Origin of the sequence: Streptomyces sp. NPDC060027, from assembly GCF_042737005.1 — a bacterium.
Lineage (GTDB): Bacteria > Actinomycetota > Actinomycetes > Streptomycetales > Streptomycetaceae > Streptomyces.
Genome location: NZ_JBHWVI010000001.1, coordinates 71,495 through 87,950, shown reverse-complemented (window position 1 = coordinate 87,950; position 16,456 = coordinate 71,495). Strand labels below are relative to the sequence as shown.

General features: G+C 71.5%; 12 protein-coding genes. 2 read left to right on the top strand and 10 right to left on the bottom strand.

The window, feature by feature from the left end; translation table 11 throughout:
- Nucleotides 1-88: 88 nt before the first annotated feature.
- From meaB to ACFWBT_RS00275, 7 genes are all read right to left on the bottom strand, one after another.
- A complete protein-coding gene (meaB, locus tag ACFWBT_RS00305; RefSeq protein WP_385693895.1) occupies nucleotides 89-1,072 on the bottom strand; it encodes a methylmalonyl Co-A mutase-associated GTPase MeaB in 984 nt (327 codons plus the stop codon).
- Nucleotides 1,069-3,243, bottom strand: coding sequence for a methylmalonyl-CoA mutase (gene scpA, locus ACFWBT_RS00300; RefSeq protein WP_385693892.1), 2,175 nt, complete (start codon nucleotides 3,241-3,243; stop codon nucleotides 1,069-1,071). Before scpA ends, meaB begins: the two co-directional genes overlap by 4 nt.
- The gene (locus ACFWBT_RS00295; protein WP_385693891.1) at nucleotides 3,243-5,051 is read right to left on the bottom strand and encodes a methylmalonyl-CoA mutase family protein; all 1,809 of its coding nucleotides are present in this window, start codon (nucleotides 5,049-5,051) and stop codon (nucleotides 3,243-3,245) included. The genes scpA and ACFWBT_RS00295 overlap by 1 nt, the downstream gene beginning before the upstream one ends.
- Before the next feature lie 181 nt (nucleotides 5,052-5,232).
- Nucleotides 5,233-6,291, bottom strand: a complete 1,059-nt coding sequence (locus tag ACFWBT_RS00290) for an iron-siderophore ABC transporter substrate-binding protein (protein ID WP_385693888.1) — start codon at nucleotides 6,289-6,291, stop codon at nucleotides 5,233-5,235.
- The gene (locus ACFWBT_RS00285; RefSeq protein WP_385693886.1) at nucleotides 6,291-8,138 is read right to left on the bottom strand and encodes an ABC transporter ATP-binding protein; all 1,848 of its coding nucleotides are present in this window, start codon (nucleotides 8,136-8,138) and stop codon (nucleotides 6,291-6,293) included. Before ACFWBT_RS00285 ends, ACFWBT_RS00290 begins: the two co-directional genes overlap by 1 nt.
- Nucleotides 8,135-9,829: an ABC transporter ATP-binding protein gene (locus tag ACFWBT_RS00280; protein ID WP_385693884.1), complete on the bottom strand. Its 1,695-nt coding sequence runs from the start codon at nucleotides 9,827-9,829 to the stop codon at nucleotides 8,135-8,137. Before ACFWBT_RS00280 ends, ACFWBT_RS00285 begins: the two co-directional genes overlap by 4 nt.
- Nucleotides 9,830-9,997: 168 nt before the next feature.
- On the bottom strand, nucleotides 9,998-11,344 hold the full coding sequence (locus ACFWBT_RS00275) for a lysine N(6)-hydroxylase/L-ornithine N(5)-oxygenase family protein (protein WP_385693882.1): 1,347 nt from the start codon (nucleotides 11,342-11,344) through the stop codon (nucleotides 9,998-10,000).
- A gap of 85 nt (nucleotides 11,345-11,429) precedes the next feature.
- On the opposite strand from ACFWBT_RS00275, the gene ACFWBT_RS00270 reads away from it, so the two are divergent.
- Together ACFWBT_RS00270 and argB are read left to right on the top strand one after the other, a co-directional pair.
- Entirely contained in the window at nucleotides 11,430-12,377 is a 948-nt protein-coding gene (locus tag ACFWBT_RS00270) for a methionyl-tRNA formyltransferase (protein WP_385693880.1), read from the top strand.
- Nucleotides 12,374-13,240, top strand: a complete 867-nt coding sequence (gene argB, locus ACFWBT_RS00265) for an acetylglutamate kinase (protein ID WP_385693879.1) — start codon at nucleotides 12,374-12,376, stop codon at nucleotides 13,238-13,240. The genes ACFWBT_RS00270 and argB overlap by 4 nt, the downstream gene beginning before the upstream one ends.
- A gap of 102 nt (nucleotides 13,241-13,342) precedes the next feature.
- Here argB and ACFWBT_RS00260 read toward each other — a convergent pair whose 3' ends face one another.
- The 3 genes from ACFWBT_RS00260 to ACFWBT_RS00250 all read right to left on the bottom strand — a co-directional run bounded on the left by ACFWBT_RS00260 (nucleotide 13,343) and on the right by ACFWBT_RS00250 (nucleotide 16,422).
- On the bottom strand, nucleotides 13,343-14,179 hold the full coding sequence (locus ACFWBT_RS00260) for an ABC transporter ATP-binding protein (protein WP_385694080.1): 837 nt from the start codon (nucleotides 14,177-14,179) through the stop codon (nucleotides 13,343-13,345).
- Between the two features lie 76 nt (nucleotides 14,180-14,255).
- Complete coding sequence (locus ACFWBT_RS00255; RefSeq protein WP_385694077.1) at nucleotides 14,256-15,311, bottom strand: FecCD family ABC transporter permease; 1,056 nt, start codon at nucleotides 15,309-15,311, stop codon at nucleotides 14,256-14,258.
- Between the two features lie 64 nt (nucleotides 15,312-15,375).
- Complete coding sequence (locus ACFWBT_RS00250; RefSeq protein WP_385693877.1) at nucleotides 15,376-16,422, bottom strand: FecCD family ABC transporter permease; 1,047 nt, start codon at nucleotides 16,420-16,422, stop codon at nucleotides 15,376-15,378.
- Nucleotides 16,423-16,456 lie beyond the last annotated feature (34 nt).

Genomic DNA, 16,456 nt, shown 5'->3' with positions numbered 1-16,456 from the left:
CGGGCCTGACGGTGGTGCGGTGACCGGTCCGCGAACGCGGAAGTGAGCGGTGGCCGGGCTCCGACCTGCCCCGCCACCGCCGTTCGACTCAGCGGCCTTCGCCGCCGAACACCTTCAGGATCTGTTCCGCCGCGAGCGTGGCGGTCAACTCGCCTTCCCTTACCTGTCGTTCGAGGCCGGGGCTGACGGCCCGTACGGCCTGGTCGGCGTGCAGCCGGCCGAGGAGTTCGTCGCGGACCATCGTCCAGGTCCAGTCGACCTGCTGGTCACGGCGCTTGTCGGCGAGGCGGCCGGTCGAGTCGAGCAGGGTGCGGTGCTGTTCCAGGCGGTCCCACACGGTGTCCAGGCCGGCCGACTCGCGGGCACTGCAACTCAGCACCGGCGGCGTCCAGGCCGCGTCCTTGCCGTGCATCAGCCGCAGGGCGCCCGCCAGTTCACGTGCGGCGGACTGGGCGTCGCGCGCGTGCGGGCCGTCCGCCTTGTTCACGGCGATCACGTCGGCCAGCTCCAGGACACCCTTCTTGATGCCCTGCAACTGGTCCCCCGTACGCGCCAGCGTCAGCAGGAGGAAGGAGTCGACCATGTTCGCGACGGCCGTCTCGGACTGGCCGACACCGACCGTCTCCACCAGCACCACGTCGTAGCCGGCCGCCTCCATCACCACGATCGACTCGCGGGTCGCCTTGGCCACCCCGCCGAGCGTGCCGGCGGTGGGGGAGGGGCGGATGAACGCGGCCGGGTCCACGGCCAGGCGCTCCATCCGGGTCTTGTCGCCGAGGATCGAACCGCCCGTACGGCTGGAGGACGGATCGACGGCGAGCACCGCGACCCGGTACCCGAGCGAGGTCAGCATCGTGCCGAACGCGTCGATGAACGTCGACTTGCCCACGCCCGGCACCCCGCTGATGCCGATCCGCCGCGCCTTCCCGCTGTGCGGGAGCAGCTCGGTCAGCAACTCCTGCGCCAGCGCCCGGTGCTGGGGCCGGGTGGACTCGACGAGCGTGATGGCGCGGGCGACGAGCGCGCGCTTCCCGTCGAGCACACCCTTGACATAGGTGTCGAGTTCGATCACAGGGCGTGCCCGAGACCGGTGGAGAGCCGCTGGACGAGGTCGTACGCCGCGTCCGGGATCACCGTCCCGGGCGGGAACACGGCCGCCGCGCCCATCTCCAGGAGCGTCGGCACGTCCTGCGGCGGGATCACCCCGCCGACCACGATCATGATGTCCTCGCGGCCCTCCGCGGCCAGTTCCTCGCGCAGCGCCGGTACGAGGGTGAGGTGCCCGGCGGCCAGCGACGAGACGCCCACGATGTGCACGTCCGCCTCCACCGCCTGACGGGCCACCTCACCCGGCGTCTGGAACAGCGGGCCGACGTCCACGTCGAAGCCGAGGTCGGCGAAGGCGGTCGCGATCACCTTCTGGCCGCGGTCGTGACCGTCCTGGCCCATCTTGGCGACCAGGATGCGCGGTCGGCGGCCCTCGGCCTCCTCGAACGCGTCCACCAGCGCCCGGGTGCGGTCCACGGACGGGGACTCCCCTGCTTCGTTGCGGTACACCCCGGAAATCGTACGGATCTGGCCCGCGTGCCGCCCGTACACCTTCTCCAGGGCGTCGGAGATCTCCCCGACGGTGGCCATCGCGCGGGCCGCGCGCACCGCCAGCTCCAGCAGGTTGCCCTCACCGCCGGCCGCTCGCGTGAGGTCGTCCAGCGAGTCCTGGCACGCCCGCTCGTCGCGCTCGGCCCGCAGCCGCCGCAGCTTCTCGATCTGCTGCGTGCGTACGGACGAGTTGTCGACCTTGAGGACGTCGATCTTCTCGTCGGTCTCGACGCGGTACTTGTTGACGCCGATGACCGGCTGGCGGCCGGAGTCGATGCGGGCCTGCGTGCGGGCCGCCGCCTCCTCGATCCGGAGCTTGGGGATGCCGGCGTCGATGGCCTGCGCCATGCCGCCCGCGGCCTCGACCTCCTCGATGTGCTGCCAGGCCCGGCGGGCGAGGTCGTACGTCAGCTTCTCGATGTACGCGCTGCCGCCCCACGGGTCGATGACCCGGGTCGTGCCGGACTCCTGCTGGAGCAGCAACTGCGTGTTGCGGGCGATCCGCGCGGAGAAGTCGGTGGGCAGCGCCAGCGCCTCGTCCAGGGCGTTGGTGTGCAGCGACTGGGTGTGGCCCTGGGTGGCGGCCATGGCCTCCACACACGTACGCGTCACGTTGTTGAACACGTCCTGCGCGGTCAGCGACCAGCCGGACGTCTGCGAATGGGTGCGCAGGGAAAGGGACTTGGCGTTCTGCGGGTCGAACTGCTTCACCAGCTTCGCCCACAGCAGGCGCGCCGCCCGCATCTTGGCGACCTCCATGAAGAAGTTCATGCCGATCGCCCAGAAGAACGAGAGCCGCGGTGCGAACGCGTCCACGTCCAGCCCCGCCTCCCGGCCCGCCCTGATGTACTCCACGCCGTCCGCGAGCGTGTACGCCAGCTCCAGGTCGGCCGTCGCACCCGCCTCCTGGATGTGGTACCCGGAGATGGAGATGGAGTTGTAGCGCGGCATCCGCTGCGAGGTGTACGCGAAGATGTCGGAGATGATCCGCATCGACGGCTTCGGCGGATAGATGTAGGTGTTGCGGACCATGAACTCCTTCAGAATGTCGTTCTGAATGGTTCCGGCCAGCTTCTCGGGCGGCACGCCCTGCTCCTCGGCCGCCACGATGTACAGCGCGAGGACCGGCAGCACGGCGCCGTTCATCGTCATCGACACGGTCATCCTGTCCAGCGGGATGCCGTCGAAGAGCTGCCGCATGTCATAGATGGAGTCGATGGCCACCCCCGCCATGCCGACGTCGCCCGTCACGCGCGGGTGGTCGCTGTCGTAACCGCGGTGCGTGGGCAGGTCGAAGGCGATCGACAGGCCCTTCTGACCGGCCGCCAGGTTGCGGCGGTAGAAGGCGTTGGACTCCTCGGCCGTGGAGAAGCCCGCGTACTGGCGGATCGTCCAGGGCTGGTTGACGTACATCGTCGGGTACGGACCGCGCAGATACGGTGCCACGCCCGGGTACGTGTCCAGGAAGTCCAGGCCTTCCACGTCACGGCCGGTGTACAGCGGCTTGACCGCGATGCCCTCCGGGGTCTCCCAGACGGCCTCGCTCCCGCCCGTTGCCTTCTCTGCGGCGGCACTCCACTCGTCGGCGCTGCCTTCGGTGGTGGGCGTCCCCAGTTCGATTCCGGAGAAGTCGGGGATTCCCATCAGGACACTCCCATGCGGTCGAGGGTGGCGGAGAGGACGGCGACGGCGTCGCAGCCCGCGAAGACATAGGAGTCGACACCGGGGTACTGCCCGGGACGGCCGGCCAGGAAGACGTGTCGGGCCCCGGCCTCCGAGAGGGCTTCGGCCGTGGTCGCTGCCTGCTCCTCGTACAGGGCGTCACTGGAGCACAGACAGGCCTCGGTGGCGCCGCTGTCCTCGAACGTGCCGTCCGTGACCGGCTCGATGCCACCGGCCTGGAACAGGTTCGCGACGAACGTCGACCGCGCGGTGTGCGCGGCGGCGCGGCCGATCGTGGCCAGGTAGATCCGAGGACGGGCCCCGGTGGCGGCGAGGTGCGCGTCGGAGCGGGCCCGCAGTACCTCGTACGCCTCGTCGCGCCGCACCCGCGGCAGGCCGCCGGACGGTGCCTCGGGGGCGGGCAGGCGTTCCACAGAGGGCTCGGCCAGGTTCGGGAACTCGCTGACACCGGTGATCGGCTCGCGCCGCTTGGCGAGCTTGGCCGAGCGCGCCTCCCAGGTCTTCGCCAGATCCTGGCCGAGGCGCCCCGAGCGCAGTGCGGCGGCCTGACCACCGCTCTGCTCGATTGCCTGGAAGAACTCCCAGCCCGCGTGGGCGAGTTCGTCGGTCAGCTTCTCCACGTACCAGGAGCCGCCCGCCGGGTCGGTCACCCGGGACAGATGCGACTCCTCGATGAGGATCGTCGAGGTGTTGCGGGCGATGCGCCGCGCGAAGGCGTCCGGCAGGCCGAGCGCGTGGTCGAACGGCAGGACGGTGACGGAGTCGGCGCCGCCGACCCCGGCCGCGAGCGTCGCGACGGTCGTGCGCAGCATGTTCACCCACGGGTCGCGGCGCGACATCATCACCGGCGAGGTCACGGCGTGCTGCACCTGGGCTCCCGCGCCCGGCGCCCCGCACACCTCGGCGATCCGCGCCCACAGCCTGCGCGCCGCCCGGAGCTTGGCGATCGTCAGGAACTGGTCGGCGGTCGCGGCGTAGCGGAACTCGATCTGCGCACACGCCTGTTCGACGGACAGCCCCGCGCCGGTCAGTTCCCGCAGATAGGCGACACCGGTCGCCAGGGAGGCGCCCAGCTCCTGCGCGGCTGAGCCGCCGGCCTCGTGGTAGGGCAGCGCGTCCACGGTCAGCGCCCGCAGCCCGGGGTACTCGTCGACGCAGCGCAGGGCGAGGGAGGCGGCCGGAGCGAAGTCCAGGGCGGCACCTGTACGGGCCTCATGGCCGAGGGGGTCGGCGCCGAGGTTGCCGCGTACCTCACTCGGTACGACGCCGCGTTCCTCGTACAGCCGGAACAACTCCCGGGCCGCCACTTCGACGTCACGACCGGCGTCGAGGGCGACGGGGGCCAGATCGAGGTAGACGCCCGCGAGGACCTTCTCGAGAGAGGAGACCGGGATGCCGCCCTCGCCGACGGCGAGCCACAGCGAGGTGACGCCGTTCTCCAGGTCCCCGAGCACCAGGGCGTTGTCGGCGGCTGTGTGCCGCTGCCGTACGTCCCAGCCGCCTGCGGTGTTGCCCTCGGGCCGGCTTCCCCGGACGAAGGGGGCGAATCCGGGGAAACCGGGATCGGCGGCTGTGTCACGCGCGGTGTACAGGGGCCTGGTGGCGAGCCCGTCCTCGAGCGAGGTGGACAGCGCGTCTTCGGCTGTCGCGCTCGAGACCTCCCTGCCCGATTTGCGCAGCACGCCTTCTACCAGGAGCTGCCACTGGTCATGGGTCGCGGAAGGGAACTCGGCGGCCAGCGCGAGCCCGTCATTGGGCAGGACTGTCATGCTCGGATGCTAGGTCAGAGTTCCGCGGCGGCAGCAGAGGTGACGCCTGTGACCTTGGCCTCTTGCTGCCGGTGATCCAGATCTCAGCGGTCGGGCCCGACGGCGTGCGGGTGAGACGGCCGGGGCCGGGGGTACGGACATCCATACCCCCGACCCCGGCGGAGCGACCGGTTCCGCCGTGTCAGGCAGCCGGGGCGGGCACCTTCGTCGCGGGGTCGCCGTCCACCGCGGCGGCCAGCTGGGGCACCAGCCGGTCGAGCATGTACGGCAGGCTGAGCACCGTGACGAAGGAGACGGAGTTGCCGTAGTCGGAGGTCTCCTTGATGTAGACCTCCCGGTTCTGCCGAGCGACCTTCAGGTCCGCGTACAGAGCGTCCTTGTGCAGCTTGCTCTCGTCCTTGGCCGTGTCGGAGACGATCCACACGATCGCGTCGGTGTCCAGCAGGTCGGTGCGCTCCTTGGAGATGTTGGCCCCGAACTCGTCGCCGATGACCTTGTCCAGGTCGGTCGGCAGGGTGAAGCCGAGGTCGGTGAGGACGCGTGAACGGGGGTCCTGGCTGCCGAAGACGAAGATGCCCTCGTACGGGGTCGCCATGACGGCCTTGACCTTGGCGAACGCCGGATTCTTCTCGGCCGCCGCCTTGAAGTCGGCCTCGACGCCGCTCACCACCGACTCGGCCTTCGCCTCCTGGCCGAGAGCCTTGCCGATGATCTCGGTCTGCTTCTGCCACGGGACGCCGTAGTCGTTGTACTCCTTCGGCTGCGCCACCACGGGGGCGAACTTGGACAGCGTCGTGTACTGCGCCTTGGTGAGCCCGCCGTAGACCGCGAGGATCAGGTCGGGGCGCAGCGCCGCGATCTTCTCGGTCTGCGGGCCGGTGCCGGTGTCCTTCAGGACGGTCGGGGTCTTGGCGCCGCCCGCCTTGCCGGCGGCCCAGGGACCGATGGCGCCCTGGTAGCCGCCGAGCCATTCGGTGGTGCCGACCGGGACCTTGCCCAGGGCGAGCACGGAGTCCTGGTCGGTCAGGCCGACCGTGACGATGCGCTGGGGCTCGGCCTTGATGGTGGTGCTGCCGTACTTGTGCGCGATGGTGACGGGAAAGGCCTTGTTCGTGGTGGCGGGCTTCTCGGAACCGGCCTCGGAGCCGTCCGAGGAGCCGCAGGCCGCGACGGAGACGAAGAGCAGGAGAACGGAGGCGAGCGCCGCAGCGAGCCGTGTGCCTCTCGGAGAGCCGAGCATCAGTGGTCCTTCAGGGTCGGGGCGGTGATGGTGTGCGGGGGGTGATCGGGCGTCGCACGCGTGCCGGACCAGGCCTCCCAGAGGGAGGCGTAGGTTCCGTCCGCCGCGCACAGCTCGTCGTGGTGACCGCTCTCCACGATCCGGCCGTCCTCCATGACGACGATCCGGTCCGCGGCGGCGGCCTGGGTGAGGCGGTGGGCGACGACCAGAGCCGTCCGGCCCTCGATCGCCCGCGCCGCGGCCTTCTCCAGAAGCCGGGCGCCGGTGCTGCCGGCCTCGGCCGTGGCCTCGTCGAGGACGGCCACCGGCGGATCGGCCAGCACCAGGCGGGCCAGGGCGAGTTGCTGGACCTGGGCGGGGGTCAGGCGGTGGCCGCCCTCGCCGACGACGGTGCCGAGCCCGTCGGGGAGCGCTTCGACCCAGTCGAGCGCGTCGACCGCGGTCAGCGCGGCGCGCACCTGCTCGTCGGTGGCCGTGGCCCGTGCCAGCCGCAGGTCCTCGGCGAGCGGCCCGGCGAAGACGTGGGTCTCCTGGGTGACCAGGGCGACGGGGAGCCCGCTGCCGGACGTGCCGATGCCGGGCAGCCGGATGGAGCCGGAGGTCGGCCGGTGCACGCCGGCGATGAGTTTGGCGAGGGTCGTCTTGCCCGCGCCGCTCGGGCCCACCAGGGCCACCCGTTCCCCGGTGCGCAGGGTGAGGGTCACGTCCCGCAATACCGGCAGGCCCGGCTCGTAGGCGTGGTGGACGCCGCTCACGGAGACCGTGCCGGGTTCGGTATCCGGGGTGAGCGTCTCGTGGACGGCGGCGGGCGGCTCCGGCTCGGCGGCGGGCCGGTCCGCGACCCCGACCAGCCGGTTGAGTGCCGCCGTGGCCGTCTGGGCGTCGTCGAGGAGCACCAGGGCGGAGTTCACGGGCGAGAACAGACCGTGGAAGTACAGGGCCGCGGCGGTCGCGGTGCCGATGGACACCGATCCGGCGCGTACCAGGAGGAACCCGGTGACGAGGACGGCGGCGAGGCCGGTGTACTCCGCGACGTGCAGCCGGTTGTAGAACCGCAGGACCAGCTTGACCCCGCGCATCGTCAACCCGACGGCCGCCGAGGAGCGTTCGGTGACATGCGAGGTGTGCTGCTCCTCCAGCCGGTACGCCCGTACGGTGCCGGCACCGGCGATGGTGTCCAGCAACTGCTGCTGCTGGGCTCCGGTGGCGATCCGCTCGCGGGCGTACAGCGGAACGGCGTTGCGCAGGTACCAGCGTGCGGTGTGCGCCTGGACAGGGACGGCGACGAGGGCGGCGAGCAGGAAGCGCCAGTCGAGCGCGGCCATCGCGCCCAAGGTGAGCACGATGGCCAGCACGGAGCGGGTCAGTTCGGGCAGGGCCGAGCGGACGGCCTCGCCCACCCGCGCGACATCGCGGGTGACACGGGCGTTGAGGTCTCCCGTGCCCGCCTTCTCGACCTGTTCCAGAGGCAGTCGAAGGGCCCGGTCCACGAATTGCTCGCGCAGCCGCGCGAGCACGCTCTCGCCGAGTCGCGACACCAGGGAGAGTCCGAGCGCGGTGGTGCCGCCCTGGACGAGCGCCACCACGACCAGGAGCACGACGGGGAGGGTCAGGTCGCCGGGCGGTCGCCGGTCGGCCACCAGGTCCACCATGTACCCCAGCAGCGGCTGGACGAGCAACCCCACCGCGGTGGCGGCGATCATCGTGGCGAAACTGCCGGCGACGAGCCGATGGTAGGGGCGGACCAGTTCGCGTACGGCGGCGCGCGTCCTGGCCGGCGTCGCGGTGGGCAGCAGTTCGCGAGCCGTCATCGCTTCCTCGTTCATCTCCGCCGGGGTGTCGTTCATGCCAGCACCGCCGAGCGGTAGATCTCGTGGCGGCGTACCAACTCGGCGTGCGGGGCGGTGTCCGTGACCCGGCCGCCGTCGATGAGCAGCACCCGGTCGGTGACCGAGAGCAGTGCGGGACTGGTCGTCACGAGGACCGTGGTGCGGCCCTTGCGGATCTCGCGGATGCCCGAGGCGATGCGGGCCTCGGTCACCGTGTCCACGGCGGTTGTCGGATCGTGGACCACGAGGACGGGCCGGTCGGCCGCCAACGCGCGGGCGAGGGCGACCCGTTGGCGCTGTCCGCCGGACAGGGAACGGCCCCGTTCGCTGACCGCCGTGTGTTCGCCGTCGGGCAGGGTCGCGGACACCTGGGTCACTCCGGCCGCCGTCATCGCGGGTTCCGGCGCGGCCGACCCGGGGGCGGCGGCCGTGACGTTGCCGCGGACGGTGCCCTCGAAGAGGTCCGCGTCGTGCTCGGCCACCAGGATCGCCGTGCGGACCTCGGCCGGGTCCAGGTCGCGCAGGGACACCCCGTCCAGCTCGACCGATCCGGCGTCGGGGTCGGTCTGCCGGCTCAGGCAACGCAGCAGGTCGGCGGCGTGTGCGGGGTCGGTCGCGACCACGCCGAGCAGTTCGCCGGGCGCGATGTCCAGGTCCACCCCGCGCAGCCCGCCGTGGCTGAGGCCGTTCAGCCGTACGGCGCCGCGCACCGGCTGCGGCAGGGGACGGCCGCCCGCGGTGACGGCGGGCGCGGTGGCCAGCACCTCCGCGATCCGGGCGGCCGACGCCCGGCCCTGCGCGAGCTCGGCGTTGACCCAGGCGAGCACCTCCAGGGGGCCGAGCAGGAAGAGGGCGAGCCCGACCGCGGACACCAACTGGCCCAGGCTGATGGCGCCTTGGGCGGCCAGTCGACCGCCGACCAGGGCGACGGCTGCGATCAGGCAGCCGGTCAGCGCGAGCACCATGCCGCTCTGGAAGGCCTGTGCCCGGGCGGCGCGCAGGGTGGCGCGCAGAGAGTCGCGACTGGTGGCGCGGTAGCGTTCGATGGCCGTCGACTCGCCGCCGATGCCCTTGAGAATGCGCAGTCCGGTGACCAGGTCCGCGGCGATGGCCGAGGCGTGTGCCGCCCGCTCCTGCTCGGCCTCACTGCGTGACTCCAGCGGTTTGCTCAGCAGGTGCCCCAGCCACAGCAGCACCGGGGTGCCCACCAGGACGACCAGGCCGAGCGTGACCGAGGTGCGCAGCAGGACGACCGCGCAGGTCGCGATGCCCACCAGGGACGAAATTCCCAGCGTCAGAGCCATGTTGACGGCGCCGACCCGTTTGGCGTCCTCGGTCGCGATGTTGGCCAGCGCGCCGGGCAGTCTGCCCCTCTCCGCCCCGCCCCCGGGATCGAGGACCCGGCGTACGAGGGTGACGCGCAGGGTGTGTTCGGCCCGGACGGCGGCCAGTTCACCGGACCAGGCGCCGATGCGGAAGCTCACGGCCAGGCCCGCGTAGACCGCGGCCAGGACCGCGAGCCACAGGACGAGCGCGCCGGTGTCGGACTTGGTGACGGCGCGGTCTATGACGACACCGATGAGGGCGGGGACCAGGGCTTCGCCGATCTGGTGCCCGGAGGCGCAGAGCGTGCCGAGTGCCACGCGTCCGCGTTGTCCTTCGACGGAGTCTCTCAGGACGCTGCGCCCCGACGGATTAGCGGCACTCATCCATACCCCTCCGGGAAGGACGGACGACGGAAACTTAGGTGAGGCTACCTTAAGTTCGAGCTCGGGGTCCGGTAGGAACACGAACGGGTCCGCCGTCGCGCCGGACAGGGCGGCACGCGAGCGAGTGCCGTCCTGTCCGAGGCCAACCGCCTTTGGCTGTACGTCGGTTCAGGCGGTGCATTCGGTCCGTGCGACCGCGTCGGTCGCGCGGTGGGTGAGCAGGGAATCGAGGATCTCGCCGGAGCGGACGGCGGTCGTGGACAGCAGGGTGGAGGTGAGGCCGTGCGTGTGCTCGGTCGCGCCCTGCACGTAGATGCCGGCCGTCACCTCGGGCGAGAACTCCACCCGGTGGTCGCGGCCGACGAGTACGGAGTCCTTGTCGTCGCGCAGGCAGAGTTTCGCGGCCCGGCCCAGCAGTGAGTCCAGGTCCCGGGGGCGATAGCCGGTCGCGTGGACGAGCAGGTCGGAGGAGATGACCTCCCGTTCCCCGGTGGGCAGGTACTCCACCGTGACGTCCAGCCGGTCGTCCTGTGACCGCACGTCCCGGATGCGGGAGACGTTGCGCAGCTGCAGGCGTTCCCGGCCCAGGACCTTCTCGCGGTACATGGTGGCGTACAGCGACTCGATGAGGTCCATGTCGACCACGGAGTAGTTGGTGCTGCGGTGGTAGTCGACCAGGGACTGCTTCACCTCGGGGGCGGACCGGAAGTAGACGTCCACCGCCTCGGGATCGAAGATCCGGTTGGCGAAGGGGCTGTCGTCGGCGGGTGTGTAGCCGTACTTGGCGAAGACCGCGCAGATCTCCGCCTCCGGGAACGAGCGGTGCAGGTAGTCGACCGCCTCGGCTCCGCTCTGGCCCGCGCCGAGGACGAGAACGCGGCCGACCGGAGTGCCGGAGCTGGTCAACTCGGCGACGCGCGGCACCAGTTCACTGTTGTGCCAGACGCGGTCCGACAGGGTGGTGTCCGGCGGCAGGTGGGGTTCCAGGCCGACGGCCACCGAGAGGTTGTGGGCCCGCCGGGTGACGGTGCGCTCCGCGGCGCCGGGCACCCTGCTGGTCACGTCGAAGCAGCGGACCTCGCCGTCCTCCGAGGTCACCGGCTCGACGGCGACGACCTCGGAGTCGTAGCCGACGAGATGCGAGAGCCGGGCCGCCGCCCACGCGAAGTACTCGTGGAACTCGATCCGCAACGGGAAGAGCGTCTTCGCATTGAGGAAGTCGACCAGCCTGCCCCGCTCCCGCAGGAAGCAGAGGAAGGTGAAGTCACTGGTCGGGTTGCGCATCGTGACCAGGTCCTTGAGGAACGAGACCTGCATCGTGGCGTCGTCGATCAGCATGCCGCGGTGCCAGCCGAAGGAGGGCTGACGCTCCAGGAACTCCGCGCGGATCCGGTTCTCGGACGAGGCTCGGGCGTTGTGCTCCTCAATGGCGATGGCCAGTGCGAGATTTGACGGTCCGAAACCGATTCCGAGTACATCAAGTATGGCGTCAGGTTCGTCGTGCAGTGCGTTCACCGCAACTTCCCTTCCCTTGGGCGCCCCTGATGGTAAATAAGGTTAGCCTTACCTTGCAATGGTGGTCTCCAGGAGAGGATCGACTATGCGGGTCGTCATGTTCGGCTATCAGACCTGGGGGCATCGCACGCTCCAGGCTCTGCTGGAGTCCGACCACCAGGTGGTTCTGGCGGTCACCCACCCCAAGAGCGAGCACGCCTACGAGAAGATCTGGGACGACTCCGTTGCCGACCTCGCCGAGAAGCACGGCATCCCGGTGCTGCTGCGCAACCGGCCCGACGACCCCGAACTCCTGGCCGCGCTGCGGGACGCGGCGCCGGACATCATCGTCGCCAACAACTGGCGCACCGTGCTGCCGCCGGAGGTCTTCGATCTCCCCGCGCACGGCACGCTCAACATCCACGACTCGCTGCTGCCGGCCTACGCGGGCTTCTCGCCGCTCATCTGGGCGCTGATCAACGGCGAGCGCGAGGTCGGCGTCACCGCGCACCGGATGAACGCCGAACTGGACGCGGGCGACATCCTGTTGCAGCGCGCGGTCCCGGTCGGCGCGACCGACACCGTCACCGACCTCTTCCACCGAACCGTGGACCTGATCACCCCGGTCGTGACCGAGTCCCTCGACCTGATCGCGTCCGGCAGGGCCCGCTGGATACCCCAGGACCGCGGCAGGGCGAGCTTCTTCCACAAGCGGTCCCTGGAGGACAGCCGGATCGACTGGACCTGGCCCGCCGAGGACCTCGAACGCCTGGTGCGGGCCCAGTCCGACCCGTATCCCAACGCCTTCACCCATCACCGCGGGGAGCGGATCCGTGTCGTCGAGGCCGCGGTGTCGCAGGGCTGCTACGGCGGCACGCCGGGGCGGATCTTCATCCGCGAGGGCGACGGGATCGTCGTCGTGGCCGGCGCGCGGGCCAGGGACGGCCGGCAGCGCGGACTGCTGGTCCGGCGGGTGCGCACCGAGGACGGCGCCGAGCACGCGGCCACCGACTACTTCCGGACCATGGGCGGCTACCTCACCGCCCGTCCGTGAGCGGCCTGCTCGGCCTCACCGACCGGGCCACCCCGCTGGAGCGCCTGCGCGGCCGTACGGTCGTCGTCAAGTACGGCGGTCACGCGATGGCCGACGAGCCGCTCCGGCGTGCCTTCGCCCAGGACGTCCTCACCCTGCGGCGGAACGGGGTCAGGACGGTCGTGGTGCACGGCGGCGGCCCCCAGATCGGGGCCCACCTCGACCGGCTGGGCCTGGAGTCCGCCTTCCTGAAAGGGCTTCGGGTCACCACGCCCGAGACCATGGACGTGGTGCGGATGGTGCTCTCCGGCAAGGTCCAGAAGGAACTGGTCGGGCTGCTCAACGAGGAGGGCGCCTACGCCGTCGGCCTCAGCGGTGAGGACGCGCGCACGCTCACCGCCGTCAAACGGTTCGCCGAAGTGGCCGGTGAGCGCGTGGACATCGGACTGGTCGGCGATGTGGCCCGGGTGAACACCGCGGTTCTGGGCATCCTGCTGGAGCACCGGCACATCCCTGTGGTCTCCTCCGTGGGCCGGGGCGAGGACGGTCAGGTCTACAACGTCAACGCGGACACCGCCGCCGGGGCGGTGGCCGCCGCGCTGGGAGCGCACACGCTGGTCGTGCTGACCGACGTACCCGGGCTGTGCGCGGACTGGCCGGACAGCGACCGGGTCGTCGAACGGATCACCGTCGCGGAGGTGGAGGCGCTGCTGCCCCGGCTCGACGGCGGCATGGTGCCCAAGATGGAGGCGTGCCTGCGCGCCGTCCGGGCCGGAGTGGAGGCGGCCCGGGTGCTCGACGGCCGCGCGCCGCACGCCCTCCTGGACAGTCTGTCCGGCGGCGGGGTGACCGGCACGACGATCCTGCCGGACGCCATGGCGTAGCCGGCTCGCTCCGGCCGAGCCGGTTAGGCCCGGCCGCGGGACACCTCACGCGGCCGGGCCGAACCCGGCAAGGGCGGGCGGGGAAGTGCCGATGCTGCCCGTTCAGTCGGCCGCCTGCGCCGCGGGCTCCAGCGCGGGCGCTCCGTGGTGCCGTCCCATCGGGATGACCAGCGGGGTGCCGCTGACCGGGTCCGTCGTGATCCGGCAGTTGAGGTCGAAGACGTCCTCCACGGTCTTGACGGTGATGACCTCGGCCGGAGAGCCCTCGGCGGCGATCCGCCCGGACTTCATGGCGACGACGTGATCGGCGTACCGGCAGGCCTGGTTGAGGTCGTGCAGCACCATCACGACGGTCCGGTGCTCCCGCCGGTTGAGGTCGGTGACCAGGTCCAGCACGTCGATCTGGTGCGCCAGGTCCAGATAGGTCGTCGGTTCGTCGAGGAGCAGGACCTCGGTGCCCTGCGCGACCGCCATGGCGATCCAGGCGCGCTGGCGCTGGCCGCCGGAGAGTTCGTCGACCGGCCGGTCGGCGAGTTCGGTCATCCCGGTCGCGGCCAGCGCCTGCCGCACGGCCTCCTCGTCCGCCCTCGACCACTGCCGCCACCAGGTCTGATGCGGTGAGCGGCCGCGGTTGACCAGGTCGACGACGGTGAGTCCCTCGGGTGCGACCGGGCTCTGCGGCAGGATGCCCAGGCGCTGCGCGAGTTCCCTCGACGGCATCGAGTGCAGCGCCCGGCCGTCCAGTTGGACCGTGCCCGCGCGGGGTGTCATCAGCCGGGCCAGGGCGCGCAGCAGGGTGGACTTGCCGCACGCGTTGGCGCCGACGATCGCGGTGATCCGGCCCGGCGGGACGACGAGGTCCAGGCCGTCCACCACCGGCCGGCCGTCGTAGGCCAGCCGCAGGCCGCTCGCCCGCAGGTCCGGGCCCGCGCCGGGCACGCGGCCGACGGGCAGGGAGTCTTCGGGCAGCGGACCGGGCGGGGAATCGACCGGCACGGGATCAGCCGACATGGGATCAACCTCCTGAACCCGCGCGGTTGGCGCGGACGAGCAGCCAGAGCAGGATCGGCGCGCCGAGGACGCCGGTGACGATGCCGACCGGGAGTTCCGTGCCGGAGATGAGGGTGCGGGCGATGAGGTCGCCGCCCAGGACCACCAGGGCTCCGGTGAGCCCGGATGCGACGGTGGGCGGCCAGGCGGTACGGGCCAGGCGCTGGGCGATCTGCGGAGCGGCGAGCGCGACGAAGGCGACGGGACCGGCCGCCGCGGTGGCGAAGGCGATCAGTCCCACTCCGGTCAGCAGGATGGCCAGCCGCACGGGTTGCACCCGGGTGCCGAGGCCGGTGGCGACGTCGTCGCCGAGCTGGAGAGTGCGCAGCAGCCGGCCGAACAGGAGGGCCGTCGGCAGCAGGACGGCCAGGGCGACGACCAGGGGACGCGTCTCGGCCCAGGTGCGGCCATTGAGGTTGCCCACCAGCCAGCCGAGGGCGGCTTGCGCCTCGAACCGCCCGCCCTTGGCCATCAGGTAGTCGGTGGCACTCGCGCACATCCAGGAGACCCCGATGCCGACGAGGATGATGCGGTATCCGGTGGTACCGCGCCGCCAGGCGAGCAGATAGACGATCAGGGCCGTGGCCAGCGCGCCGAACAGTCCGAGGGTCTGTGTGCCCAGGCCCCCGTCCCAGCCGAGGACGATGCCCGCCACCACGGCGGTGCCCGCCCCCTGGGTGAGGCCGATCATGTCGGGGCTGGCCAGCGGGTTGCGCGTCATGGTCTGGAACAGCGCGCCGGAGACGCCGAACGCGATCCCGGACAGCAGTCCGACGAGGGCGCGCGGCAGCCGCAGGTCCTGGACGATCAGCACGGTGCCGGGGTCACCGGAGCCACCCAGGGCCCGGACGACGTCCGTGAAGGCGATCGGATAGTCGCCGATCGTCAGACCCCAGCAGAACAGCAGGAAGGAGCCGATGCCGAGAACCGAGCACAGCAGGACCAGCCGCGGCCGCAGGATTCCCGAGACGGGCGGAACGGCCAGGCGGTAGGCGCGGAACGAGGAGGGGAGCGGCGACAGGGCCGAACCGGCCTCGTCCGCGGCGGAGTTCGCGGCTCGTACGGCGGAGACGGATTCGCGCACGCTACACCTCCGCCAGACGCTGACGGCGGACCAGGGCGATGAAGAACGGGCCGCCGATGAACGCGACGATGACCCCCGCCTGGACCTCGGTGGGCCGGGCGACGACGCGCCCGACGATGTCGGCGGTCAGCAGCAGGCAGGGCGCGAGGATCCCCGACAGCGGCAGCAGCCAGCGATGGTCCGGGCCGAGACCCGCCGAGCGGGCGATCACCCGGGCGATGTGCGGGACGACCAGCCCGATGAAGACGACCGGGCCGATGACCGCGACGGCCGTACCGGTGAGCAGCGTGATCGCGGCGACTCCCTGGAGCCGGACCAGACCCGGCCGGCGCCCCAGCGAGGCGGCCACGTCGTCGCCCAGCGCCAGGCTGTTGAGAGCCGGGGCGCAGGCCAGCGCCAGGACCGTCCCCACGCCGAGGAAGGGCAGGATCCGCAGGACCGTTGCCGCGTCCTGGTCGGCCATGGACCCCGCCGACCAGAAGCGGTACCGGTCGAGCGCGTCCGGGTCGGTGAGCGCGATCGCACTCGTCAGTGAGGAGAGCATCGACGTCACCGCGACACCCGCCAGGGCCAGTTTGACCGGGGTCAGACCGGAGCGCCCCAGCCTGCCGAGGAAGAAGACCAGCACGCTCGCCGCGAGGGCGCCGGCGAACGCGAACCAGACGTATCCGTAGAAGGAGCCGAGACCGACCACCCCGACGGCCATCACGATGGCGAAGGAGGCGCCGGCGCTGACCCCGAGCACTCCGGGGTCGGCGAGCGGATTGCGGGTCAGCGCCTGCATGAGCGCGCCGGCCAGCCCCAGGGCCGCTCCGGCGGTGAGCCCCAGCGTCGTGCGGGGGACGCGTGCCGTCCAGACGATGTTGTCCACGAGCCGGCTCGGCGGATGTCCGAACAGCGCCCGGACCACCTCGTCCAGAGGGATTCCGGCCGCGCCCACGGCGACGGACAGCAGGCAGAGTCCGGCCAGGACCGTACTCAGCAGCGTCACGAGAAGGACCGGGCGTCTGTGCTTGCCCCCGGTCACCTTGCGGTCTCCAACGGCCAACTCCCTTAGGTTAGGCAGGCCTTAATCGTAGTGG